Annotated in this window: 18 protein-coding genes; 8 read left to right on the top strand and 10 right to left on the bottom strand. The window is 71.3% G+C overall.

Annotation, left to right across the window (positions count from 1 at the left end; all coding sequences use genetic code 11):
* Window positions 1-20: 20 nt before the first annotated feature.
* Window positions 21-1328: a DUF4032 domain-containing protein gene (locus ASF75_RS12270; RefSeq protein ID WP_156463875.1), complete on the top strand. Its 1308-nt coding sequence runs from the start codon at window positions 21-23 to the stop codon at window positions 1326-1328.
* A 434-nt stretch (window positions 1329-1762) separates the two neighbouring features.
* On the opposite strand, the gene rlmB is transcribed toward ASF75_RS12270, so the two are convergent.
* Genes rlmB through ASF75_RS12290 form a run of 4 tightly spaced genes read right to left on the bottom strand, consistent with a single transcriptional unit; the run spans window position 1763 to window position 5999 of the window.
* Entirely contained in the window at window positions 1763-2773 is a 1011-nt protein-coding gene (gene rlmB, locus ASF75_RS12275) for a 23S rRNA (guanosine(2251)-2'-O)-methyltransferase RlmB (RefSeq protein WP_017888063.1), read from the bottom strand.
* A 28-nt stretch (window positions 2774-2801) separates the two neighbouring features.
* Window positions 2802-4211, bottom strand: a complete 1410-nt coding sequence (gene cysS, locus ASF75_RS12280; RefSeq protein ID WP_056071801.1) for a cysteine--tRNA ligase — start codon at window positions 4209-4211, stop codon at window positions 2802-2804.
* A gap of 32 nt (window positions 4212-4243) precedes the next feature.
* The gene (gene ispD / locus ASF75_RS12285; RefSeq protein WP_414835791.1) at window positions 4244-5512 is read right to left on the bottom strand and encodes a 2-C-methyl-D-erythritol 4-phosphate cytidylyltransferase; all 1269 of its coding nucleotides are present in this window, start codon (window positions 5510-5512) and stop codon (window positions 4244-4246) included.
* A gap of 4 nt (window positions 5513-5516) precedes the next feature.
* Window positions 5517-5999, bottom strand: coding sequence for a CarD family transcriptional regulator (locus tag ASF75_RS12290; protein WP_017888066.1), 483 nt, complete (start codon window positions 5997-5999; stop codon window positions 5517-5519).
* 141 nt (window positions 6000-6140) lie between these two features.
* Between ASF75_RS12290 and ASF75_RS12295 the strand changes: the two genes are divergently transcribed.
* Window positions 6141-6743, top strand: a complete 603-nt coding sequence (locus ASF75_RS12295) for a hypothetical protein (RefSeq protein ID WP_156463876.1) — start codon at window positions 6141-6143, stop codon at window positions 6741-6743.
* 305 nt (window positions 6744-7048) lie between these two features.
* Here the strand turns inward: ASF75_RS12295 and ASF75_RS12300 are convergent, their stop codons facing one another.
* Both ASF75_RS12300 and ASF75_RS12305 read right to left on the bottom strand, forming a co-directional pair.
* Window positions 7049-7729, bottom strand: a complete 681-nt coding sequence (locus ASF75_RS12300) for a response regulator transcription factor (RefSeq protein ID WP_017888068.1) — start codon at window positions 7727-7729, stop codon at window positions 7049-7051.
* A complete protein-coding gene (locus ASF75_RS12305; RefSeq protein WP_017888069.1) occupies window positions 7726-8892 on the bottom strand; it encodes a sensor histidine kinase in 1167 nt (388 codons plus the stop codon). Before ASF75_RS12305 ends, ASF75_RS12300 begins: the two co-directional genes overlap by 4 nt.
* A gap of 146 nt (window positions 8893-9038) precedes the next feature.
* On the opposite strand from ASF75_RS12305, the gene phoU reads away from it, so the two are divergent.
* Both phoU and ASF75_RS12315 read left to right on the top strand, forming a co-directional pair.
* Entirely contained in the window at window positions 9039-9707 is a 669-nt protein-coding gene (gene phoU, locus ASF75_RS12310) for a phosphate signaling complex protein PhoU (RefSeq protein ID WP_017888070.1), read from the top strand.
* Between the two features lie 31 nt (window positions 9708-9738).
* On the top strand, window positions 9739-10287 hold the full coding sequence (locus ASF75_RS12315) for an AAA family ATPase (protein ID WP_056071806.1): 549 nt from the start codon (window positions 9739-9741) through the stop codon (window positions 10285-10287).
* A gap of 184 nt (window positions 10288-10471) precedes the next feature.
* Here ASF75_RS12315 and ASF75_RS12320 read toward each other — a convergent pair whose 3' ends face one another.
* Window positions 10472-11218: a phosphoglyceromutase gene (locus tag ASF75_RS12320; protein ID WP_042539322.1), complete on the bottom strand. Its 747-nt coding sequence runs from the start codon at window positions 11216-11218 to the stop codon at window positions 10472-10474.
* 44 nt (window positions 11219-11262) lie between these two features.
* Between ASF75_RS12320 and ASF75_RS12325 the strand changes: the two genes are divergently transcribed.
* On the top strand, window positions 11263-12036 hold the full coding sequence (locus ASF75_RS12325; protein ID WP_056071809.1) for a hypothetical protein: 774 nt from the start codon (window positions 11263-11265) through the stop codon (window positions 12034-12036).
* A gap of 96 nt (window positions 12037-12132) precedes the next feature.
* Here ASF75_RS12325 and ASF75_RS12330 read toward each other — a convergent pair whose 3' ends face one another.
* The 3 genes from ASF75_RS12330 to ASF75_RS12340 form a co-directional block, all read right to left on the bottom strand.
* A complete protein-coding gene (locus ASF75_RS12330; protein WP_056071812.1) occupies window positions 12133-13215 on the bottom strand; it encodes a YgfZ/GcvT domain-containing protein in 1083 nt (360 codons plus the stop codon).
* Window positions 13215-13817, bottom strand: coding sequence for an FABP family protein (locus tag ASF75_RS12335; protein WP_027466617.1), 603 nt, complete (start codon window positions 13815-13817; stop codon window positions 13215-13217). The genes ASF75_RS12330 and ASF75_RS12335 overlap by 1 nt, the downstream gene beginning before the upstream one ends.
* 137 nt (window positions 13818-13954) lie before the next feature.
* Entirely contained in the window at window positions 13955-14236 is a 282-nt protein-coding gene (locus ASF75_RS12340; RefSeq protein WP_140448504.1) for a hypothetical protein, read from the bottom strand.
* Window positions 14237-14450: 214 nt separating this feature from the next.
* On the opposite strand from ASF75_RS12340, the gene ASF75_RS12345 reads away from it, so the two are divergent.
* From ASF75_RS12345 to ASF75_RS12355, 3 genes are read left to right on the top strand one after another with little or no spacing between them, the layout of a single operon-like run.
* Window positions 14451-15134, top strand: a complete 684-nt coding sequence (locus tag ASF75_RS12345) for a DNA-binding response regulator (RefSeq protein ID WP_017888078.1) — start codon at window positions 14451-14453, stop codon at window positions 15132-15134.
* Window positions 15134-15961: a mycothiol synthase gene (mshD, locus tag ASF75_RS12350; RefSeq protein ID WP_056071814.1), complete on the top strand. Its 828-nt coding sequence runs from the start codon at window positions 15134-15136 to the stop codon at window positions 15959-15961. Before ASF75_RS12345 ends, mshD begins: the two co-directional genes overlap by 1 nt.
* Window positions 15962-16009: 48 nt before the next feature.
* On the top strand, window positions 16010-18025 hold the full coding sequence (locus tag ASF75_RS12355; RefSeq protein WP_056072328.1) for a serine/threonine-protein kinase: 2016 nt from the start codon (window positions 16010-16012) through the stop codon (window positions 18023-18025).
* Window positions 18026-18101 lie beyond the last annotated feature (76 nt).

Here is an 18101-nt window from a genome sequence, read left to right on the forward strand (position 1 = left end):
CCGACACCAGAGGAACCACCGTGCCCGACTCGATGTCCATCACCGCCGCCACCGTCGACCCCGGCCTGCTCGACCTGCCGTGGGACCTGCCGCTCGCCGACTGGCCCGACGACACGATCGTCGCGCTGCCGAAGGGCATCTCACGGCACCTCGTGCGGTTCGTGCACCTGAGCGGGTACGTCGCCGCGGTGAAGGAGACCGGCGAAGAGGTCGCCCGGTCCGAGTACGAGATGCTCCGGACCCTGCAGCGCATGGACGTGCCGTGTGTGGACCCGGTCGCGGTCATCACGAACCGCGCCGATGCCGACGGTGAACCACTGCACCCTGTGCTCGTGACCCGTCACCTGCGGTTCTCGCTGCCCTACCGTGCGCTCTACTCGCAGACGCTGCGCCCGGAGACCGCCACCCGTCTGGTCGACGCCCTCGCGCTGCTGCTCGTCCGCCTGCACGTCATCGGCTTCTACTGGGGCGACGTGTCCCTGTCGAACACGCTGTTCCGTCGCGACGCCGGCGCCTTCGCCGCGTACCTGGTCGACGCGGAGACCGGCAAGCTCTACCCCGGCGGGCTGTCGAACGGCCAGCGCGAGAACGACCTCGAGGTCGCCCGCGTGAACATCGCCGGCGAGCTCCTCGACCTGGAGGCCGGCGGACGGCTCGACGAGAACGCCGACCCCGTGGACGTCTCGAACCGCATCGTCGCCCAGTACCGCACGCTCTGGACCGAGCTCACCGGCACCGAGCAGTTCGACATCAAGGAACGCTGGCGCATCAACGACCGCGTGGAGCGCCTGAACGAGCTCGGCTTCGACATCGAAGAACTGTCGATCCACACGACCGAGGGCGGCTCGCAGGTCCGGATCCAGCCGAAGGTCGTCGACGCCGGGCACCACCAGCGCCGACTGCTGCGGCTCACCGGGCTCGACGCCGGCGAGAACCAGGCCCGGCGCCTGCTCAACGACCTCGACTCGTACCGTGCCCGCAACGGCCGTGACGAACTCGACGAGGAGATGGTGGCGCACGAGTGGGTCTCACGGGTCTTCGAGCCCGTCGTCCGGTCGATCCCCCGTGACCTGCGCGGTCGGCTCGAACCCGCCGAGGTGTTCCACGAGCTGCTCGAGCACCGCTGGTTCATGTCCCAGCAGGAGGAGCGTTCCGTCTCCCTGCCAGAGGCCACGACCGCGTACATCAACGACGTGCTCCGCCACCGTCGCGACGAGCGCCTGCTCATCAACCCGCCGACCTCGTCGATCACCGTGCCGATCCCGGTGCTCGACGACGACGCCGCCGATGAGTCCGACGACGTGGACGACTGGCGCGCCACCGTCTGACGCGGTCCCCGGTCGGTCACGACGCCCCGCCGGGTGGGTGCCGACTGGTCACAGACCGTCGCTGGCGGCGTCGCGCAGCGACGACGCGTGACCACACGGCCGACACCCGCCGATGGGTCGTGGCCGCTCGGGGTTCGAGAACGCGACCGCCTGGAGGCCCGGCGTGCGTCCCGGAGACCGGTGCCGGCCCTCCAGACCGTCACCTGCACCGCCGGTGGTGCCGTTGGACGTCGAGCGGTCACGACACCCCACAGGTGCACGTCGGCCGGTCACGAACCGTCGCCTGCGGCGTCGCGCAGCGACGACTCGTGACCACACGGCGGGCATCATCCGACGTGTCCTGACCCGTCGGGCCTGCCCCGGTCGGCGCCGCACGCAGGAACGGCCGCCTCCCACGAGGGGAGGCGACCGTTGCTGCGGACGAAGCGCCGGGGCTACGCGGTGCGGCGGCGCCGCGCGACCTCCCACAGGGTGACGCTCGCGGCGATGCCGGCGTTCAGGGACTCGGTGGCGCTCGAGATCGGGATCGACACGATGGCGTCGCAGGTCTCGGTGACCAGGCGCGACAGGCCCTTGCCCTCGGAACCGACGACGATCACGATCGGGCGGTCGGCGAGCTCGAGGCCGTCGAGCTCCACGTCACCGTCGCCGTCGAGGCCGAGGACGAACAGGCCCATCGACTTGAGCGACTTCAGGGTCTGCGTCAGGTTCGGGGCCATCGCGACGGGGGTGCGGGCCGCGGCACCGGCCGAGGTCTTCCACGCCGACGCCGTCACACCGACCGAGCGACGCTGCGGCACGATGACGCCGTGTCCACCGAAGGCCGCGGTCGAGCGGATGATCGCACCGAGGTTGCGGGGGTCCGTGATGCCGTCGAGGGCGACGAGCAGCGGGACCTGGTCGCGCGAGAACGCCTGCTCGACGATGTCCTCGGACACGGCGTACTGGTACGCCGGCACCTTGAGGGCGACGCCCTGGTGCACGCTGTCGTGCCCGGTGATGCGGTCGAGCTCGGGACGCATGAGCTCGATGATCGGCACGCCACGGTGGTTCGCGAGCGCGAGGATCTCCTTCACACGGTCGTCGACCTCGATGCGCGACGCGATGTAGAGCGTCGACGACGGGGTCTTCGTGCGAAGCGCCTCGAGCACCGAGTTGCGCCCGGTCACCAGCTCGGAGTCGTCGGTCTTGCGTGCCGGCGGACGGCCGGTGCGACCCTGCGGGGTGCTCGAGGAACCGTGCCGACCCTTGGCTGCCTCGAAGCGGTCCTTCGCGGCCTTGCGCTTGCCCGCGGGGTGGTACGGGCGGTCCTCGGCCTTCGGGGTCGGCTTGCGGCCCTCGAGCGCCTGCGCGCCCTGTCCGCCGGAACCGACCTGCTTGTTGCCCTTGCGACCGGCGCGGACGGCGCCGGGCCGACCCTTCTTGCTTCCCGAGACGTTCTTCATGCGTAGCTCCTGTTCGGCACTGCCGTGTTCAGGCGATGCTCCAGCGTGTTCCGGACGGCGTGTCCTCGATCGTGATGCCCGCGGCGGCGAGGTCGTCGCGCACGCGGTCGGCCGCGGTGAAGTCCCGTGCTGCCCTGGCGTCCGCGCGCTCCTGCACGAGGCGTTCGACGAGGGCGGCGAGCGGGCCTGCCGAGGTGTCGTGGCCGCCGCCCGACCAGTGGGCGGCTCGCGGGTCGATGCCGAGCACCTCCACCATCGCAGCCACCTGATGGTACGCGGTCCCGAGCGTTTCCGCATCGTCGGCGTCCAGGGCGGCGTTGCCGGTGCGCACGGTCTCGTGCAGCACGGCCAGGGCCTGGGGCACGGAGAGGTCGTCGTCCATGGCCGCGGCGAAGGCCTCGGGCACGGATGGGGCATCGGTGAGGTGGACGCCCTCGAGCCGAGGCTCGGCGCGCTCCAGGAACCCGGCGATGCGGTCGTACGCCGCCTCGGCCTCGGCCAGGGAGCCCTCGTGGTGGTCGATCGACGAGCGGTAGTGGGCGGCGCCGAGGAAGTACCGGACGACCGCGGGACGAGCAGATCCGATGAAGTCCGCGGCGAAGATCGAGTTGCCGAGCGACTTCGACATCTTCTGCCCCTCGACCGTCACCAGGCCGTTGTGCAGCCAGTACGACGCGAACGGGTCCCCGGCGGCCGTGGACTGCGCGAGCTCGTTCTCGTGGTGCGGGAAGCGCAGGTCGAGCCCGCCGCCGTGGATGTCGAACGCGGGGCCGAGGTACCGACGTGACATCGCCGAGCACTCGATGTGCCAGCCCGGACGGCCGGCGCCCCACGGGGAGTCCCAGTTGGCGGTCGACGGTTCGCCGGGCTTCGCACCCTTCCAGAGCGCGAAGTCACGGGCGTCGCGCTTGCCACGCGGATCGGCGTCGGCAGCCTCGACCATGTCCTCGCGCCGCTGCCGGGTGAGCACCCCGTAGTCGGCCCAGCTGCCGGTGTCGAAGTAGACGTCGCCCGAGCCGTCGTCGGCGGCGTAGGCGTGCCCGCGGTCGATGAGACGCTGGATGATCTCGTGCATCTGCGGCACGCTCGCCGTGGCCCGCGGCTCGTAGGTCGGGGGCAGGATGCCGAGGGCGTTGTACGCGGCGGTGAACTCGAGCTCGACCCGGTAGGCGCGTGCGAACCACGCTTCGTCCGTGCCGGCAGCCAGGTCGAGGACCTTGTCGTCGATGTCGGTGACGTTGCGCACCAGGGCCACCCGGTACCCGCGGTGGGTGAGCCACCGGCGCCAGATGTCGTAGACCAGCGCGGACCGCAGGTGCCCGATGTGCGGCGACGACTGCACCGTCGGCCCACAGACGTAGACGCTCACGTGTCCGTCGACCAGGGGCACGAGGTCGACGACGGCTGCGGCGCGGGAGTCGTAGAGGCGAACGGTCACGCCTCAACCCTAATCGGCGCGGGGCCGCGGTTTCAGGAGGGACGCACGAGCGCGGTGGCGATCGCGGCGAGCCCCTCACCGCGGCCGGTGAACCCGAGTCCGTCCGTCGTGGTGCCGGACACCGCCACGGGTGCGCCGACCACGGCGGACAGGGCGTCCTGCATCTCGTCACGGCGACGACCGATGCGCGGCCGGTTGCCGATGACCTGCACGGTGACCGACACTGGCACGAGCCCCGCGTCGGCGAGCAGCGTGACCGCGCCGCGGACGAAGACGTCGCCCGTGGCGCCGGCGTAGTGCGGGTCGGCGGTGCCGAAGCGGCCGCCGATGTCGCCGAGGCCCCCCGCGGAGAGCAGGGCGTCGCACACCGCGTGCGCCACCGCGTCGCCGTCGCTGTGCCCGGAGAGCCCGGGTTCGCCGGGGAAGTCGAGCAGCCCGACGCGGCAGGGCGAGGCGTCGTCGAAGGCGTGCACGTCCACCCCGAGCCCGAGTCGGACCGCGACGGTGTCCGCCTGGCCGGCACCCGCCGCACCGGCACCAGCACCAGCACCGGCTTCGGACCGCGCCCGCACGATCGACTCGGCCCGGCCGAGGTCCCACGGCGTCGTGATCTTGAAGGCGTCGGCGTCACCCGGTACGAACCGGACGGTGCCCCCGACGGCCTGGAACACGCCGGCATCGTCCGTCTCGGACCGCGACGACACCGCGTACGCCCGCCGGAGCGCGGCGAGGGGGAAGCCCTGCGGCGTCTGCACCCCGACGAGTGCGGCACGGTCGACGGTCTCGACGACGACGTCACCGTCGACGCGCTTCACGGTGTCCGTGACGGGGAGTGCCGGCACGACGCCCGCACCGTCCCCGGCGGCGACGGCGTCGAACACCCGCGCGAACTGCGCCGCGGGTGTCAGGCACCGTGCCGCGTCGTGCACGAGCACCGTGGTGACGGAGTCCGGCAGCACGGCCAGGCCGGCCTCGACCGAACCGTGGCGATCCGCGCCTCCGGCCACGACGGCCGTGTACGCGACCGCAGCACCCGCGACGGAACCGACCACCTGCCGGCACTCGTCCAGGTGCGACGCCGGTGCGACCACAACGACGAGCGTCGGCGACGGCAACGCGAACAGGGGCTCGAGTGCCCGCGCGAGCATCAGCGAACCGGCCACGGGCACGAACGCCTTCGCCGTCCCGATGCCGAGCCGGGTGCCGGACCCCGCTGCAACGACGACGACCGCCCGGTCCACCCCGTCGGGGAACCGTGCGGTCGTCGTTCGTGCTGTCGCGCTCAGTGGTTCAGCGTTCAGGCGTTCAGGAGGCCAGGACCTCGTCGAGGACGGTCGATGCCTTGTCCTCGTCGGTCTTCTCGGCCAGCGCGAGCTCGGAGATCAGGATCTGCCGGGCCTTGGCCAGCATCCGCTTCTCACCCGCGGAGAGCCCGCGGTCCTGATCGCGCCGCCAGAGGTCGCGGACGACCTCGGACACCTTGATGACGTCACCGGAGGCGAGCTTCTCGAGGTTCGCCTTGTACCGGCGTGACCAGTTCGTGGGCTCTTCGGTGAACGGCGCCCGGAGGACCTCGAACACCTTGTCGAGCCCTTCCTTGCCGATCACGTCGCGGACGCCGACCAGGTCGACGTTGTCCGCCGGGACCTCGATCGTCAGGTCGCCCTGCGTCACCCGCAGCTTCAGGTAGACCTTTTCCTCGCCCTTGATGACGCGAGTCTTGACTTCAGAGATGGTTGCCGCCCCGTGATGGGGGTAGACGACGGTCTCGCCGACCTCGAATTGCATGTATCAGGCTCCGTTCCCAGACCTCCAGTTTACCACAAGGGCCGTTCCGGTAAGGGGACCCTCAACGCTCACCCCTCCCGGTGATCGCTAGGATGGACGCGGGGACCGCCCGGTCCTCATCGTGACTTACGGAGGAATCTCTTGCGACCTCGGGTACTCGTGTCCGTCGCCGTTGCGGCAACCATCGCGCTCGGCGCCACCGGGTGCGAGTTCATGTCGCCGGCCCACACCGTCGACATCAAGCAGATCACCGACGGCGTGGACGTCTCGACCGGCAAGGTCGACGTGCGGAACGCCCTGCTGATCTCGGACGACGGCGAGAGCGCCCGCTTCATCGGCACGCTCGTGAACAACGACGACCAGGACGACTACACCGTCTCGATCGAGATCGGCGGCGACACCCGGACCGTCGACGTGCCGGCGAACAGCCACGTCGACCTCGCCATGGCAGCGGGTGCGGGCAGCGACGCCGAGTCGAGCGTGCAAGAGGGCGACACCACCCAGGGCACCACCGCCGCCGACGCCGAGCCGATCGTGTTCGACAACGCGGACGCGAAGCCCGGATCGCTCGTCAAGGTCTACTTCAGCTACCCCGACGCCGAGGGCACCTCGGCGAACGTGCCGGTGCTGACCAGCTCGCAGGAGGAGTACCAGACCCTCGCGCCGAGCCCGACCCCGGAGCCGACCGACACGGTCACGCTGCCGACCTCGACCCCGACGGCCACGCCGACGGACGGCCAGTAGTCCGTCCGCGCTGACGCGCTGACGCGACGCTCGACCACTGAAGACCGGGAGGCCCGGTGCCGGTCCCAGAGACCGGCACCGGGCCTCCTGTCCGTGCGGTGCACACACCAGCTGTCCGTGCGGTGCACACACCAGCCGTCGCCAGCCGTCGCCAGCCGTCGCGCGCGCCCTCGCGCGCGGCCCGGTCATGACTCGTCGCAGACCACTCGTCGAGTGGTCACGAACCGTCACTGCAAGGCGCCGGAGGCGACGACTTGCGACCACTCCCAGGACGACGCGCGGTGAGTCGTGACCGGTCGCGGGGCCTACGCCTCGATGCGGTAGCCGAGACCGCGGACCGTCACCAGGATCTCGGGGGTCGACGGCACCCGCTCGATCTTCGAGCGGATGCGCTTGATGTGCACGTCGAGGGTCTTGGTGTCGCCGAAGTAGTCGGACCCCCACACCCGGTCGATGAGCTGCCCACGGGTCAGCACGCGGCCGGCGTTCCGGAGCAGCAGCTCGAGGAGCTCGAACTCCTTGAGCGGCATCGGCGTCTCGGACCCGTCGACGGACACCGTGTGGCGCTCGACGTCCATCCGGATGCCGCCGACCTGCAGGATGCCGCTGTCGGCCGGGTCGTCCTCGGTACGCCGTCGGAGCACCGCACGGATCCGGGCCAGGAGCTCCCGCGTCGAGTACGGCTTCGTGACGTAGTCGTCGGCGCCGAGTTCGAGCCCGACGACGATGTCCACCTCCGAGTCCTTCGCGGTCAGCATGATGATCGGCGCGTTCGAGCGGGTCCGGATCTGCCGGCACACCTCGGTGCCGCTCAGGCCCGGCAGCATGAGGTCGAGGAGCACCAGGTCGGGGTTCTCCGTGTCGAACTTCGACAGCGCTGTCACGCCGTCGGCAGCGACGGAGGTCTCGTACCCCTCACGCTGCAGCAGGAACTCCAGGGGCTCGCTCAGGGCCGGCTCGTCGTCGACGATGAGGATCTTGGTCACGATGGCTGCTCTTCCAGTTGCTCTTCGAGGGCTGTGGTCAGTTCGGGATCTGCCTCGGGCAGACGGATGGTGAAGGTCGAGCCCTTGCCGGACTGCGACCAGACGCGCACGTCACCACCGTGGTTGCTGACGACGTGCTTGACGATCGCGAGCCCGAGGCCGGTGCCCCCGGTGGCGCGCGACCGTGCGGGATCGACACGGTAGAACCGTTCGAAGACGCGGTCGAGGTCGGCCTCGGGGATGCCAACACCCTGGTCGGTGACGGCGATCTCGACGAAGCCCTTCGACGACCGGACGCCCACACCGACGCGGGTGCCGTCCGGCGAGTACTTCACCGCGTTGGCGATGAGGTTCGACACCGCGACCTGCAGCAGGCCCGGGTCGCCCATCACCCGCAGCTTCGACTTCTTGGCGCGGATGATCTCGATCGACCGGGCGCGGGCGACGACCTCGTTGCCGTCGATGGCGGCCTGCACGATCTTGTCGATGCCGGTCTCCTCGCTGTTCTCGAGCGCGTCGACCGACTGCAGGCGGGACAGCTCGATGATGTCCTTCGTCAGCGCCCCGAGCCGCTCGGACTCGGTGATGAGCTGCGCGGCGAACTTCTTGACGTGCGCGGGGTCGTCGGCGGCGAGCACGAGCGTCTCCGACAGCAGCCCGATGGCACCGATCGGGGTCTTCAGCTCGTGCGAGATGTTGGCGACGAAGTCGCGGCGGACCTCGTCGATGCGGCGGCTCTCGGTCAGGTCGTCCGCGGTGAGCAGGACGTACCGGTTGCCCAGCTGGGCGGCGCGGAAGCTGAGGTAGCCGATGAGCTCCCCGTGGCGGCCGCGTGGCAGCTCGAGGTCCTCCGCCCCCATCTCCCCGCTCTTGCGCACCCGGTCGATCAGGCCGAGCAGTTCCTGGTGCACCAGACGTCGGCGCACGACGAGCCCCGCGGTGAGCGCCTGGGGCGATGCCGCGACGACGGTGTTCGACGGGTCGATGACGACCGCCGGGTTGTGCATCGTCGAGATGACCGCTGCGACACCGTCCGGCAGGGTCCGCTCCGCCACGTCAGCAGCACGTGCCGTGCGCTCGGCGGTGATGATCAGCACCACGACGCCCGCGCCGAAGACCCCGCCGAGGAGCATCGACAGTGGCACGAGCCACGCGTTGTCCATGCCGCCAGTGTAGGGATGGTCATGCGGGGTTCCGGTACCGTTCACCGTCCGCGGAAGGCCAGAACGCGAAGCGTTCAGCCCCGCGTCACCGTTCGTTCACCTGCGCTGACGACACTCGTCCGGTACGCAGAGAGAGGTACTCCCCCATGCGCGAAGTCTTCCAGCAGGAACTCCAGGACGTCCAGGAGCGACTGACCGAGATCGCCGGGCTCGTCGAGTCCGCCATCACCCGAGCCACGCAGGCCTTCGGCGACTCCGACGTCGCCCTCGCCGAAGAGGTGATCGCCGACGACGAGAAGATCGACCTCGCTGCGAACAGCCTCGACGAGATCGCGATCGACATCCTGGCCCGCCAGGCGCCGGTGGCCCGCGACCTGCGCGTCGTCGTCACCGCCCTGCGCGTCAGCTCCTCGCTCGAGCGCATGGGAGACATGGCCGAGCACATCGCGCAGCTCGCCCGCCAGCGATTCCCCGAGAAGGTCGTGCCGAAGGGCCTCCGCAGCACCTTCAAGGAGATGGGCAAGCACGACGTCGCGATGGCGCAGAAGCTCACGCGCCTGCTCGCCACCGAGGACATCGCACTGTCGGCCGAGATCCGCGACGAGGACGACGCCGTCGACGAGCTGCACGCCAGCGTCTTCGACTTCGTGCTCGGCGAGGCCTGGAAGGGCGGCCCGATCGACACGGTCGACGCCACCCTGGCCTCCCGCTACCACGAGCGCTTCGCCGACCACGCGGTCTCGATCGCGAAGAAGGTCGAGTACCTGGCGACCGGCGACTGGACCGGCGCGTCCACCTCGACCGCGGCGGTCTGACCCGACCCGATCGGTCTGCGAGGATCGTGGCATGGCCCAGGTCGCGATCATCGTCAACGGCATGCCCGGTTCCGGCAAGAGCACGATCGGCACGGCACTCGCCGAGGTGCTCGGCTGCCCGTTCCTGTCGAAGGACCGCATCAAGGAGCCCCTGGCCGACGTCGTCGGCCCGATGATCGCCTCGCGTCCGCTCGGCGGCATCGCCATGGACACGATGTGGTCCATGGCCCGGGCCGTCGAGAACGGGGTCGTCCTCGACGCCGTCTGGCTGCCGTCCCGCGACCGGGACCGCCTGGAGGCCGGGCTCGCCTCCGCCGGGTCGCCGCGCGCCGTCGAGGTGTGGTGCGACACGGACCGCGCCACCGCCGAGCAGCGGCTGCGGGACCGGTACGACCCGGGCACCGTGCCGGTGCGGCACGAGGTGCACGGGGACATGGCCGACGTGCTGGCCTTCTGGGACGAGCACGGCGACGACGCGCACCCGGTCGGGCTCGCCGGTGTCCCGGTGATCCGGGTCGACACCACGAAGCCCTACGACGTCGGGGCCCTGGTGCAGGAGATCGCGTCGCACTTCGTCTGACCAGCCACGGCTCGTCGAGCCGACCATGCTGCCGGAGCGACACGTCGTCGACGGGGCGATCCGTTCCTCCTGGCAGAGCGACAGGAGTCGGCGGAACGTTGGCGGCCCACTCTGTCGCTTCCGGCAAGCACGGCACACGCACCAACGCCCCGCCCGGATGCCGGACGGGGCGTTCTGCGGGGCGCTACTTCTTGGCGCCCTGGGCGGCCACGGCGGCGGCGCCGGCAGCGGCGGCCTCGGGGTCCAGGTAGTACGCGGGCTTCGTCGGCGTGAAGTCGTCGTCGAGCTCGTACACCAGCGGGATGCCGGTCGGGATGTTCAGACCGGCGATGTCGTCGTCGGAGATGCCGTCGAGGTGCTTCACGAGCGCACGCAGCGAGTTGCCGTGGGCAGTGACGAGCACGGTCTTGCCGGCGGCGAGGTCCTTCGTGATGTCGGACTCCCAGTACGGCAGCAGGCGGTCGATCACGAGCTTGAGCGACTCGGTGCGGGGCAGCTGGTCGCCGAGCTCGGCGTAGCGGCGGTCACCGGACTGCGACCACTCGGCTCCGTCTGCGATGGGCGGCGGCGGGACGTCGAACGAGCGGCGCCACTCCATGAACTGCTGCTCGCCGTACTCGGCCAGGGTCTGGGCCTTGTCCTTGCCCTGCAGGGCGCCGTAGTGGCGCTCGTTGAGGCGCCAGTCGCGCTTCACCGGCAGCCAGGCCAGGTCGGCCTGCAGCAGCGCGATGTCCGCGGTCTGGATCGCGCGGGTCAGGAGCGAGGTGTACAGGACGTCGGGGACGATGCCGGACTCGGCGATGAGGTCGCCGGCGCGCTTCGCCTCCTTCTCGCCCAGCTCGCTGAGCCGGACGTCGACCCAACCGGTGAACAGGTTCTTCTGGTTCCAGTCACTGTTGCCGTGACGGAGCAGGACGAGCGTGGAGGTCATGCCTCCGAGTCTACCGAGCGGTACCGGCCCCGTACCCTTGACGCATGCCCATCGGGAACGTGACGCGCGGGACGACCGGGTACAACCGGCTCCGCCGCGTCGACCGGTGGATCGCGACCCTGCCGGTGCTGCGCCGGACGGACGACCCGCTCGTCGCCGACGTCGGCTACGGGGCATCGCCGACCACCACCCTCGAGCTCCGCGACCGGCTGGCGGCCGTCCGACCGGACGTCGAGGTGACCGGCATCGAGATCGAGCCCTCGCGGGTCGCGCTCGCGAACGCCGGGACACGCGACGGCGTGACCTTCCGCCTGGGTGGCTTCGAGACGCCGACGCCCGGGCAGCGCCGACCCGCCGTCATCCGGGCCTTCAACGTGCTGCGGCAGTACGACGAGTCCGCGGTGGTCGGGTCGTGGCGGATCATGCAGGACCGGCTGCAGCCCGGCGGTGCGCTCGTCGAGGGGACCTGCAACGAGGTCGGCCGGGTCGCATCGTGGGTCACGCTCGACGACGTCGCGCCACGGACCTTCACGGTGTCGCTCCGGCTCGCCGGGCTCGACGTGCCCTCGATCGTCGCGGAGCGCCTGCCGAAGGCCCTGATCCACCGCAACGTGCCCGGCGAACGGGTGCACGCGTTCCTGCGGGACCTCGACCTGTCGTGGGCGGTCGCCGCACCGCTCGGTACGTACGGACCCCGGCAGCGGTGGATCGCCACGGTGCGCGGCATGCGCGACCGCGGGTGGCCGGTGCTGCACGGCGTGACCAGGTGGCGGCTCGGCGAGCTCAGCGTCCCCTGGTCGGCCGTCGAGCCCGCCTGACGCAGCGGCGCAGAACACCGGTGTTCGCGCTCCGAACACCCGCGAACCGCGGTGCGACCGGCGAACACCGGTGTCTTGCGACCGTCAACGCGCAGGCTAGGAGCGCTTCACGGCTCCGAGACGGGGCAGGCGCGGGACGTTCGCCGTCGCACCGGCCTCGGGCGGGACGATGGTCTCCTGCGCCGCGGTCACCACGACGTCGTCGGCCTCGAGCCGCAGGGTCGCGGTGGGGTCGAGGGAACGCTTCACCACGGCGAGCCCGATCGGACCGAGCTCGTGGTGGATCGCCGACGCCGACAGCCGTCCGACGGGCTTGTCGTCGAGCAGCACGGGGGTGCCGGGTGCCGGCAGCACGCCGTCGGACCCGTCCAGGTGCAGCAGCACGGCCCGACGCGGCGGGTGCCCGAGGTTGTGGACCTTGGCGACGGTCTCCTGCCCGCGGTAGCAGCCCTTCGACAGGTGCACGGCGGAACGCAGCCAGTCGAGCTCGTGCGGGATCGTCCGCTCGTCGACGTCGGACAGGACCGGTCGCCAGGCGGCGATCCGCAACGCCTCGTACGCCAGGAGCCCCGCGACGGGGACGTCCGACGCGGCGATCGCGGCCGCGGTGCCGGGGGTGACCACGGCGATGCGGAGGGTCCAGTCGGAGCCGGGGTGGGCCTCCTGGGCGGCGTAGCCCCACCCGCCGGGCGTGACGACGCCCCACGGGTCGACCCACTCGGCGACGGGTGGTTCGGGCAGTTCGACGGAGGCGAACGGTGCGGCCTCGCCGAGCCAGCCGAGGGTGACGAAGTCGGCCGATCGGTCGGCGACCTCGACCCGGAGCATGAAGCGCATCGAGTCGAGCCAGCCGGCGAGCGGCGCAGCGTCAGCGCGCTCGGAGAGCAGCCAGGCGGTCGCACCGTCGTCCACGATCCGGGCCGCGTGCTCGACGCGTCCGGCCTGGTCGAGCACGAGCGTCTCGGTGCTGACGCCCGTGGGCAACCCGGTGAGCTGCTGCGAGGTGATCGAGTTGAGCCACGACAGGCGGTCCGGCCCGGAGACCGTGACAACACCCAGACCGAGCTCGACGACGGCGCGGCCGCGGGACAGCAGTCGCTGTTCCCCGATCGGGTTGCCGAAGTGCGCGGCGACCGAATCGGCCGCGACGAAGCCGTCCCGCGCGGCGAACACCGACATCAGTCGACCTTCGCGAGCTGCCCCGAGGCGTGCGAGGTGAGTTCACGGCCGAGCGCGGCGATGTCCCACGCCCAGAAGAGCTTGCCCTCGACCAGGCCGTACAGGCGGGTCGCGGCGGAGTAGTCCTTCGCGTTCGGCGAGCGCAGCACGGCGTCGGTCGACAGGTCGATCCGGCCCTTCAGCACACGGCCGACGTAGAGCTCGTTGACGCCCGTCGGGTGGATGATCGCGGCCTCGACGTCGAAGCCGTCGGTCGTGTTGCGGAGCGCCTCGACGCTCTCGACCGTGCTGAAGGGGGTAGGACCGTCGCCCAGGAGCATCGCGGGGCCGCGGTCGCCGGGCTCGGTCGGACGGTCGATCCGCCAGTAGCCCATCTCGGCGGCGAGCGGGGTGTGGTCGTCGTCGAGCAGCCACGTGGTGGACGAGTAGTTCAGGTAGGGCAGGCCGTCGTGGCTGAAGCTGACGCGCTGGCCGAACTCGTAGTTCCGGACCTCGTCGTCGTCACCGACCGGGTACTCGACCACACCGGTGCCCTCCCACACGCCGACCAGCCACGACAGCGGGACCAGTTCGGGGGCGAGGCCTTCGGGCAGCTCGATCAACGCTGACCCTTGAACAGCTTCACGACGACGACCACCGAGATGAACGCGATCGCGAGCGACGCCAGGCCGAGGAGGCCGACGTAGAAGAGCTCGAGCGCAAGCAGCGAATCCATGGTCCGGAGTCTACGCGGCTCGGCTCAACGCGCCAGGAGCACCACCGCGGTGACGAGCACCACGACGAACGCCCCGGACGACGCGATGCTGATCCGTTCGACCAGCCCGTCCTTGGTGGCGGTGATGAGCTGCAGCACGAAGCTGACCATGACGCAGGCGACGAAGACGAGCAGCAGCCAGGCGAACGAGTCACGCTCGGCCAGGGTCAGGACGAGCACCGCCCCGACGACCGCCAGCACCCAGACCGGCAGGACGGACGTCAGCCGCAGGCGACGCTGGTCGGTGGGGTGCACGGGCTCGGTCACGCGATCCATCATGACAGGGGACGTGCGGAATGCTCGCACCGTCGGGTGCGGTGCTCGTGCGGGACGCTTGCACCGCCGGGTGCGGTGCTCGTGCGGGACGCTCGCACCGCCGGTGCGGTGCTGTGCGGGACGGCGCGCAATCCGTCCGGCCGGATGAGTCCTTCCCGAGCATCACTAGGATGTCTCCACGACGTCATCCACCTCCGGAGGTCCTGTGGCACAGCTCCTGGTACTCACCTCGACCGCGCCCGGAGACGTCCTGCCGAGCCTGGGCCTCCTGAGCCACCGGATCCGCCACGTGCCGGCCGAGGCCGCGCAGCTGGTCAACGCCCCGCAGAGCGACCTGATGTTCGTGGACGCCCGCACCGACCTGGTCAGCGCGAAGGCCCTGTGCAAGATCCTCGCCTCGTCGGGGTCGACCACGCCGATCGTGCTCGTCGTCACTGAGGGCGGTCTGACCGCGGTGAACAGCGACTGGAACGTCGACGACGTCGTGCTCGAGAGCGCCGGCCCCGCCGAGATCGACGCCCGCATCCGCCTGTCGGCCGGTCGTGCCGCGAAGGGCCAGACGAGTTCGAAGATCCAGGCGTCCGGTGTCGTCATCGACGAGGCCAGCTACTCCGCCAAGGTCCGCGGTCGGCCGCTCGACCTGACGTTCAAGGAGTTCGAGCTCCTGCGGTTCTTCGCCACCCACCCGTCACGCGTCTTCACCCGCGAGCAGCTGCTCAGCGAGGTCTGGGGCTACGACTACTTCGGTGGCACCCGCACCGTCGACGTGCACGTACGACGGCTCCGCGCCAAGCTCGGGGACCTCGAGTCACTCATCGGCACCGTCCGCAACGTCGGGTACCGCTTCAACGTCTACGACGACGAGGCCGAGCGCCTGATGGGGCAGTAGTGCTGCCCGACCTCGGCGCCTTCGTCGCCCCCGGCGAGGCCCCGCCGTTCTCCGACCAGACCCTGGTGGACGTCCGCGCCGGGCGCGCGAGCGTCCTGTCCGTCGACGACGGGGTCGCCGTGGTCCGTGACGGTGAGCTCGAGATGGTCGTCGCCCAGGAGGCCCGCGGCCGCGGCATCGGCACCGCCCTGGTGACGCAGGCGCTCGCGCTGGGCGGCGGGGCCGCTCCCCGGCTCGCCTGGGCGCACGGGGACCACCCGGCAGCGCGGGCGCTGGCCGACCGGTTCGGCTGGCGCGCGGTCCGCACGCTGCTGCAGCTCCGGGCGCCCGTCGCCGACTCCGAGGTGGACGTCGCCGCCGACGTCGAGCTGCCCGACGGGTTCAGCCTGTCGGCGTTCCGCCCGGGCACCGACGACGAGACCGACTGGCTCGCGCTGAACGCCGCAGCCTTCGCGCACCACCCCGAGCAGGGGCGGATGACGTTGGACGACCTGCACGCCCGAGAAGCCGACGCCTGGTTCTCCGGCGACGACCTGCTCTTGCTCCGCGATGCCTCCGGGCAGCTCGCCGGGTCGTGCTGGCTCAAGGTCGAGGACGGCATCGGCGAGTTCTACGCCGTCGCCGTGCGGCCCGACCTGCAGGGACAGCGGCTCGGTGGTGTGCTCATGCGCGCGGGCACCGCCCGGCTGCACGGCCGCGGGCTGAGCGCCGCCGCACTGTACGTCGAGGGGGACAACGAGCCGGCGCTCGCGCTGTACCGGCGCTCGGGGTTCACGCAGCACGCGATCGACGTGCAGTACGCGGCGCCGGAGCAGCCCGGCCGGTAACATTGCGTGGTCGGCGAGGGGTCGGCCATCGGGGGGATCGGGGAACGCGTGGCGCAGGACCGTCAAGGGCAGTACGGCCAGGGCGAACCGCTCGGTGCGTCCTACCGACTGGTCGAACTGCTCGGGACCGGTGCCACCGGTGAGGTCTGGCGCGTCGAACACACTGCGACCGGTGAGGCCTTCGCAGCGAAGCTCCTGCGTGCCGAACTCGCCGCCGACCCGCAGATCGTCGAGCGCTTCGTCCGGGAGCGCTCCGTGCTCCTCGCCCTGCAGCACCCGTCCGTCGTGCGCGTCCGTGACCTGGTCGTCGAGGGTGACCGGCTCGCGATCGTCATGGACCTGGTGCCGGGCGGATCCGCCCGCGACCTGCTCGCGGCGAACGGGCCGCTCACTCCGCGTGACGCCCTGACCATCACCGCCGAGACCCTCGACGCCCTCGCTGCGGCGCACGAGCAGGACGTCACCCACCGTGACGTCAAGCCCGACAACGTGTTGCTCCAGGCCCCGTGGGAGTCCGGCGCGACCGGCGACGTCCGGGTCAGCGACTTCGGCATCGCTTCCGTCGTCGCCGAGCGCGAGCGCACCACCACCGGGCTCCTCGGCACACCGCAGTACATGGCACCCGAGTCGATCAGCCACGGCCGCTCGGGTCCGGCCGCCGACGTCTACGGCGCCGGGGTCATGCTCTACGAGCTGCTGTCCGGTCGCACGCCGTTCGCCGGGCCTGGCACGGACTTCGCAGTGGCGTACCGGCACGTCACGTCGAACCCGCCCCCACTCGACGTGCCGGACCCGTTGTGGACGGCGGTGTCTGCCCTGCTGGCGAAGGACCCGAACGCCCGGCCGTCGGCGGCCGACGCGGCGGGGACTCTCCGTCGGCTCGCACGGTCCCTCGCCTCGGCATCCGCGCTGGTCGCTTCCAGCGACCCGGACTCGTTCGACGAGGTCGAGCGTCCGGCGACCGTCGTCCGTGGGGTCCGCCCCGACGACGCGACGGGATCCCGGACCACCGCCACCGGGGACGACACCGCGGTCGTCGGGCCGGCCCCGGAGCTCGGCCCCGCCGGGTCGCAGACCGTCATCCGGCCGATGGCGCGGCAGCCGCTGCCCGCCGCACCGGCCGCCGAGCCCGAACCGACGCGTCGGTTCGCCCGCCCCGAATGGCTGACCAACCGTGCGCTCCTGTTCGGCGGCATCGGCGTCGTGCTCGTCGCCGCACTGATCGTCGGTGGCGTCGTGTGGCTGCCCGGAGCTCTCCAGAAGACGCCGGGGCCCGGTTCCGCGACCGCACAGGCCGCCAACGCCTACCAGCAGGACCAGCCGCTTCCCACCGGCCTCGCGACCACACGGCGTGCCACCATCGACCCGGCGAAGGGCACCGTGGACCTGCGCATCACGTACGCGGCGCAGGCGGCCACCCTCAGCGGACCGTTCCTCGAGGTGCTGCCAGGTGCTCGGTCGGGAGCCTCCTGCCCCGCGGCCACTTGGTCCGGCGAGGGCATCACGGCGAAGCGCAACCAGCCGTCGCTGACCGGTGTGGACACGGCGTGTGCGTGGAGCCTGTCCGGCGTCGAGGTCCCCGCCGGTGGAGACGTCACGGTCGAGGCCTCTGTGCCACTCTCTGTCAAGGACGGTGCCGCGCTGCAGACCTGGCTCGAGGGTGTCGGCGAGGCGACCACCACAGCCGTGACCGACGACGCCGTCCGCGGGACTGCCTACCCCGTCCAGCGGCTGCAGGGCGTCGAGGTCCGCACGCCCGACCGGACGGTCAGCCAGACGGCGCTGCCGGTGACCCTGGTGCCGGTCTGGCCGAACGGTGCCGACGAGCTCAACCCGCTCTACCGCAGTCCGAGCAGCGGGCGGCCGTCGCAGATGCTCGTCGACGTGGCCGGCGGTGAGTCCGGCGTCCGGTTTGCCGACGGCTGCTCGGGCGCGTTGGCCGTGTCGTCCGACGGGCTCGTGGTCACCGCACTCTCCGTCGCCCCGTCGTGCACCGTCCGGGCGACGGTGGGGAACTTCACGAACCTCGAGAGCTCGCCCTTCGGGATCACGACGCGCGACTGAGCGGGCCTGTCGGGGCTGAGCGGGTCAGTCGCGCGACCAGCTGACGGCCTGGAGGCCCGTGGCGGCGTCGCCACGG

The sequence above is a fragment of the Curtobacterium sp. Leaf154 genome, assembly GCF_001424595.1.
Classification (GTDB): Bacteria; Actinomycetota; Actinomycetes; order Actinomycetales; family Microbacteriaceae; genus Curtobacterium; species Curtobacterium poinsettiae.

Excerpts from the sequence above, each read along its gene's own strand:
- rlmB (WP_017888063.1), bottom strand. The coding sequence starts at position 2,773 with ATGAAGAACGTCTCGGGAAGCAAGAAGGGTCGGCCCGGCGCCGTCCGC.
- ASF75_RS12290 (WP_017888066.1), bottom strand. The coding sequence starts at position 5,999 with ATGCAATTCGAGGTCGGCGAGACCGTCGTCTACCCCCATCACGGGGCG.
- ASF75_RS12305 (WP_017888069.1), bottom strand. The coding sequence starts at position 8,892 with ATGGACAACGCGTGGCTCGTGCCACTGTCGATGCTCCTCGGCGGGGTC.
- phoU (WP_017888070.1), top strand. The coding sequence starts at position 9,039 with ATGCGCGAAGTCTTCCAGCAGGAACTCCAGGACGTCCAGGAGCGACTG.
- ASF75_RS12315 (WP_056071806.1), top strand. The coding sequence starts at position 9,739 with ATGGCCCAGGTCGCGATCATCGTCAACGGCATGCCCGGTTCCGGCAAG.
- ASF75_RS12320 (WP_042539322.1), bottom strand. The coding sequence starts at position 11,218 with ATGACCTCCACGCTCGTCCTGCTCCGTCACGGCAACAGTGACTGGAAC.
- ASF75_RS12325 (WP_056071809.1), top strand. The coding sequence starts at position 11,263 with ATGCCCATCGGGAACGTGACGCGCGGGACGACCGGGTACAACCGGCTC.
- ASF75_RS12330 (WP_056071812.1), bottom strand. The coding sequence starts at position 13,215 with ATGTCGGTGTTCGCCGCGCGGGACGGCTTCGTCGCGGCCGATTCGGTC.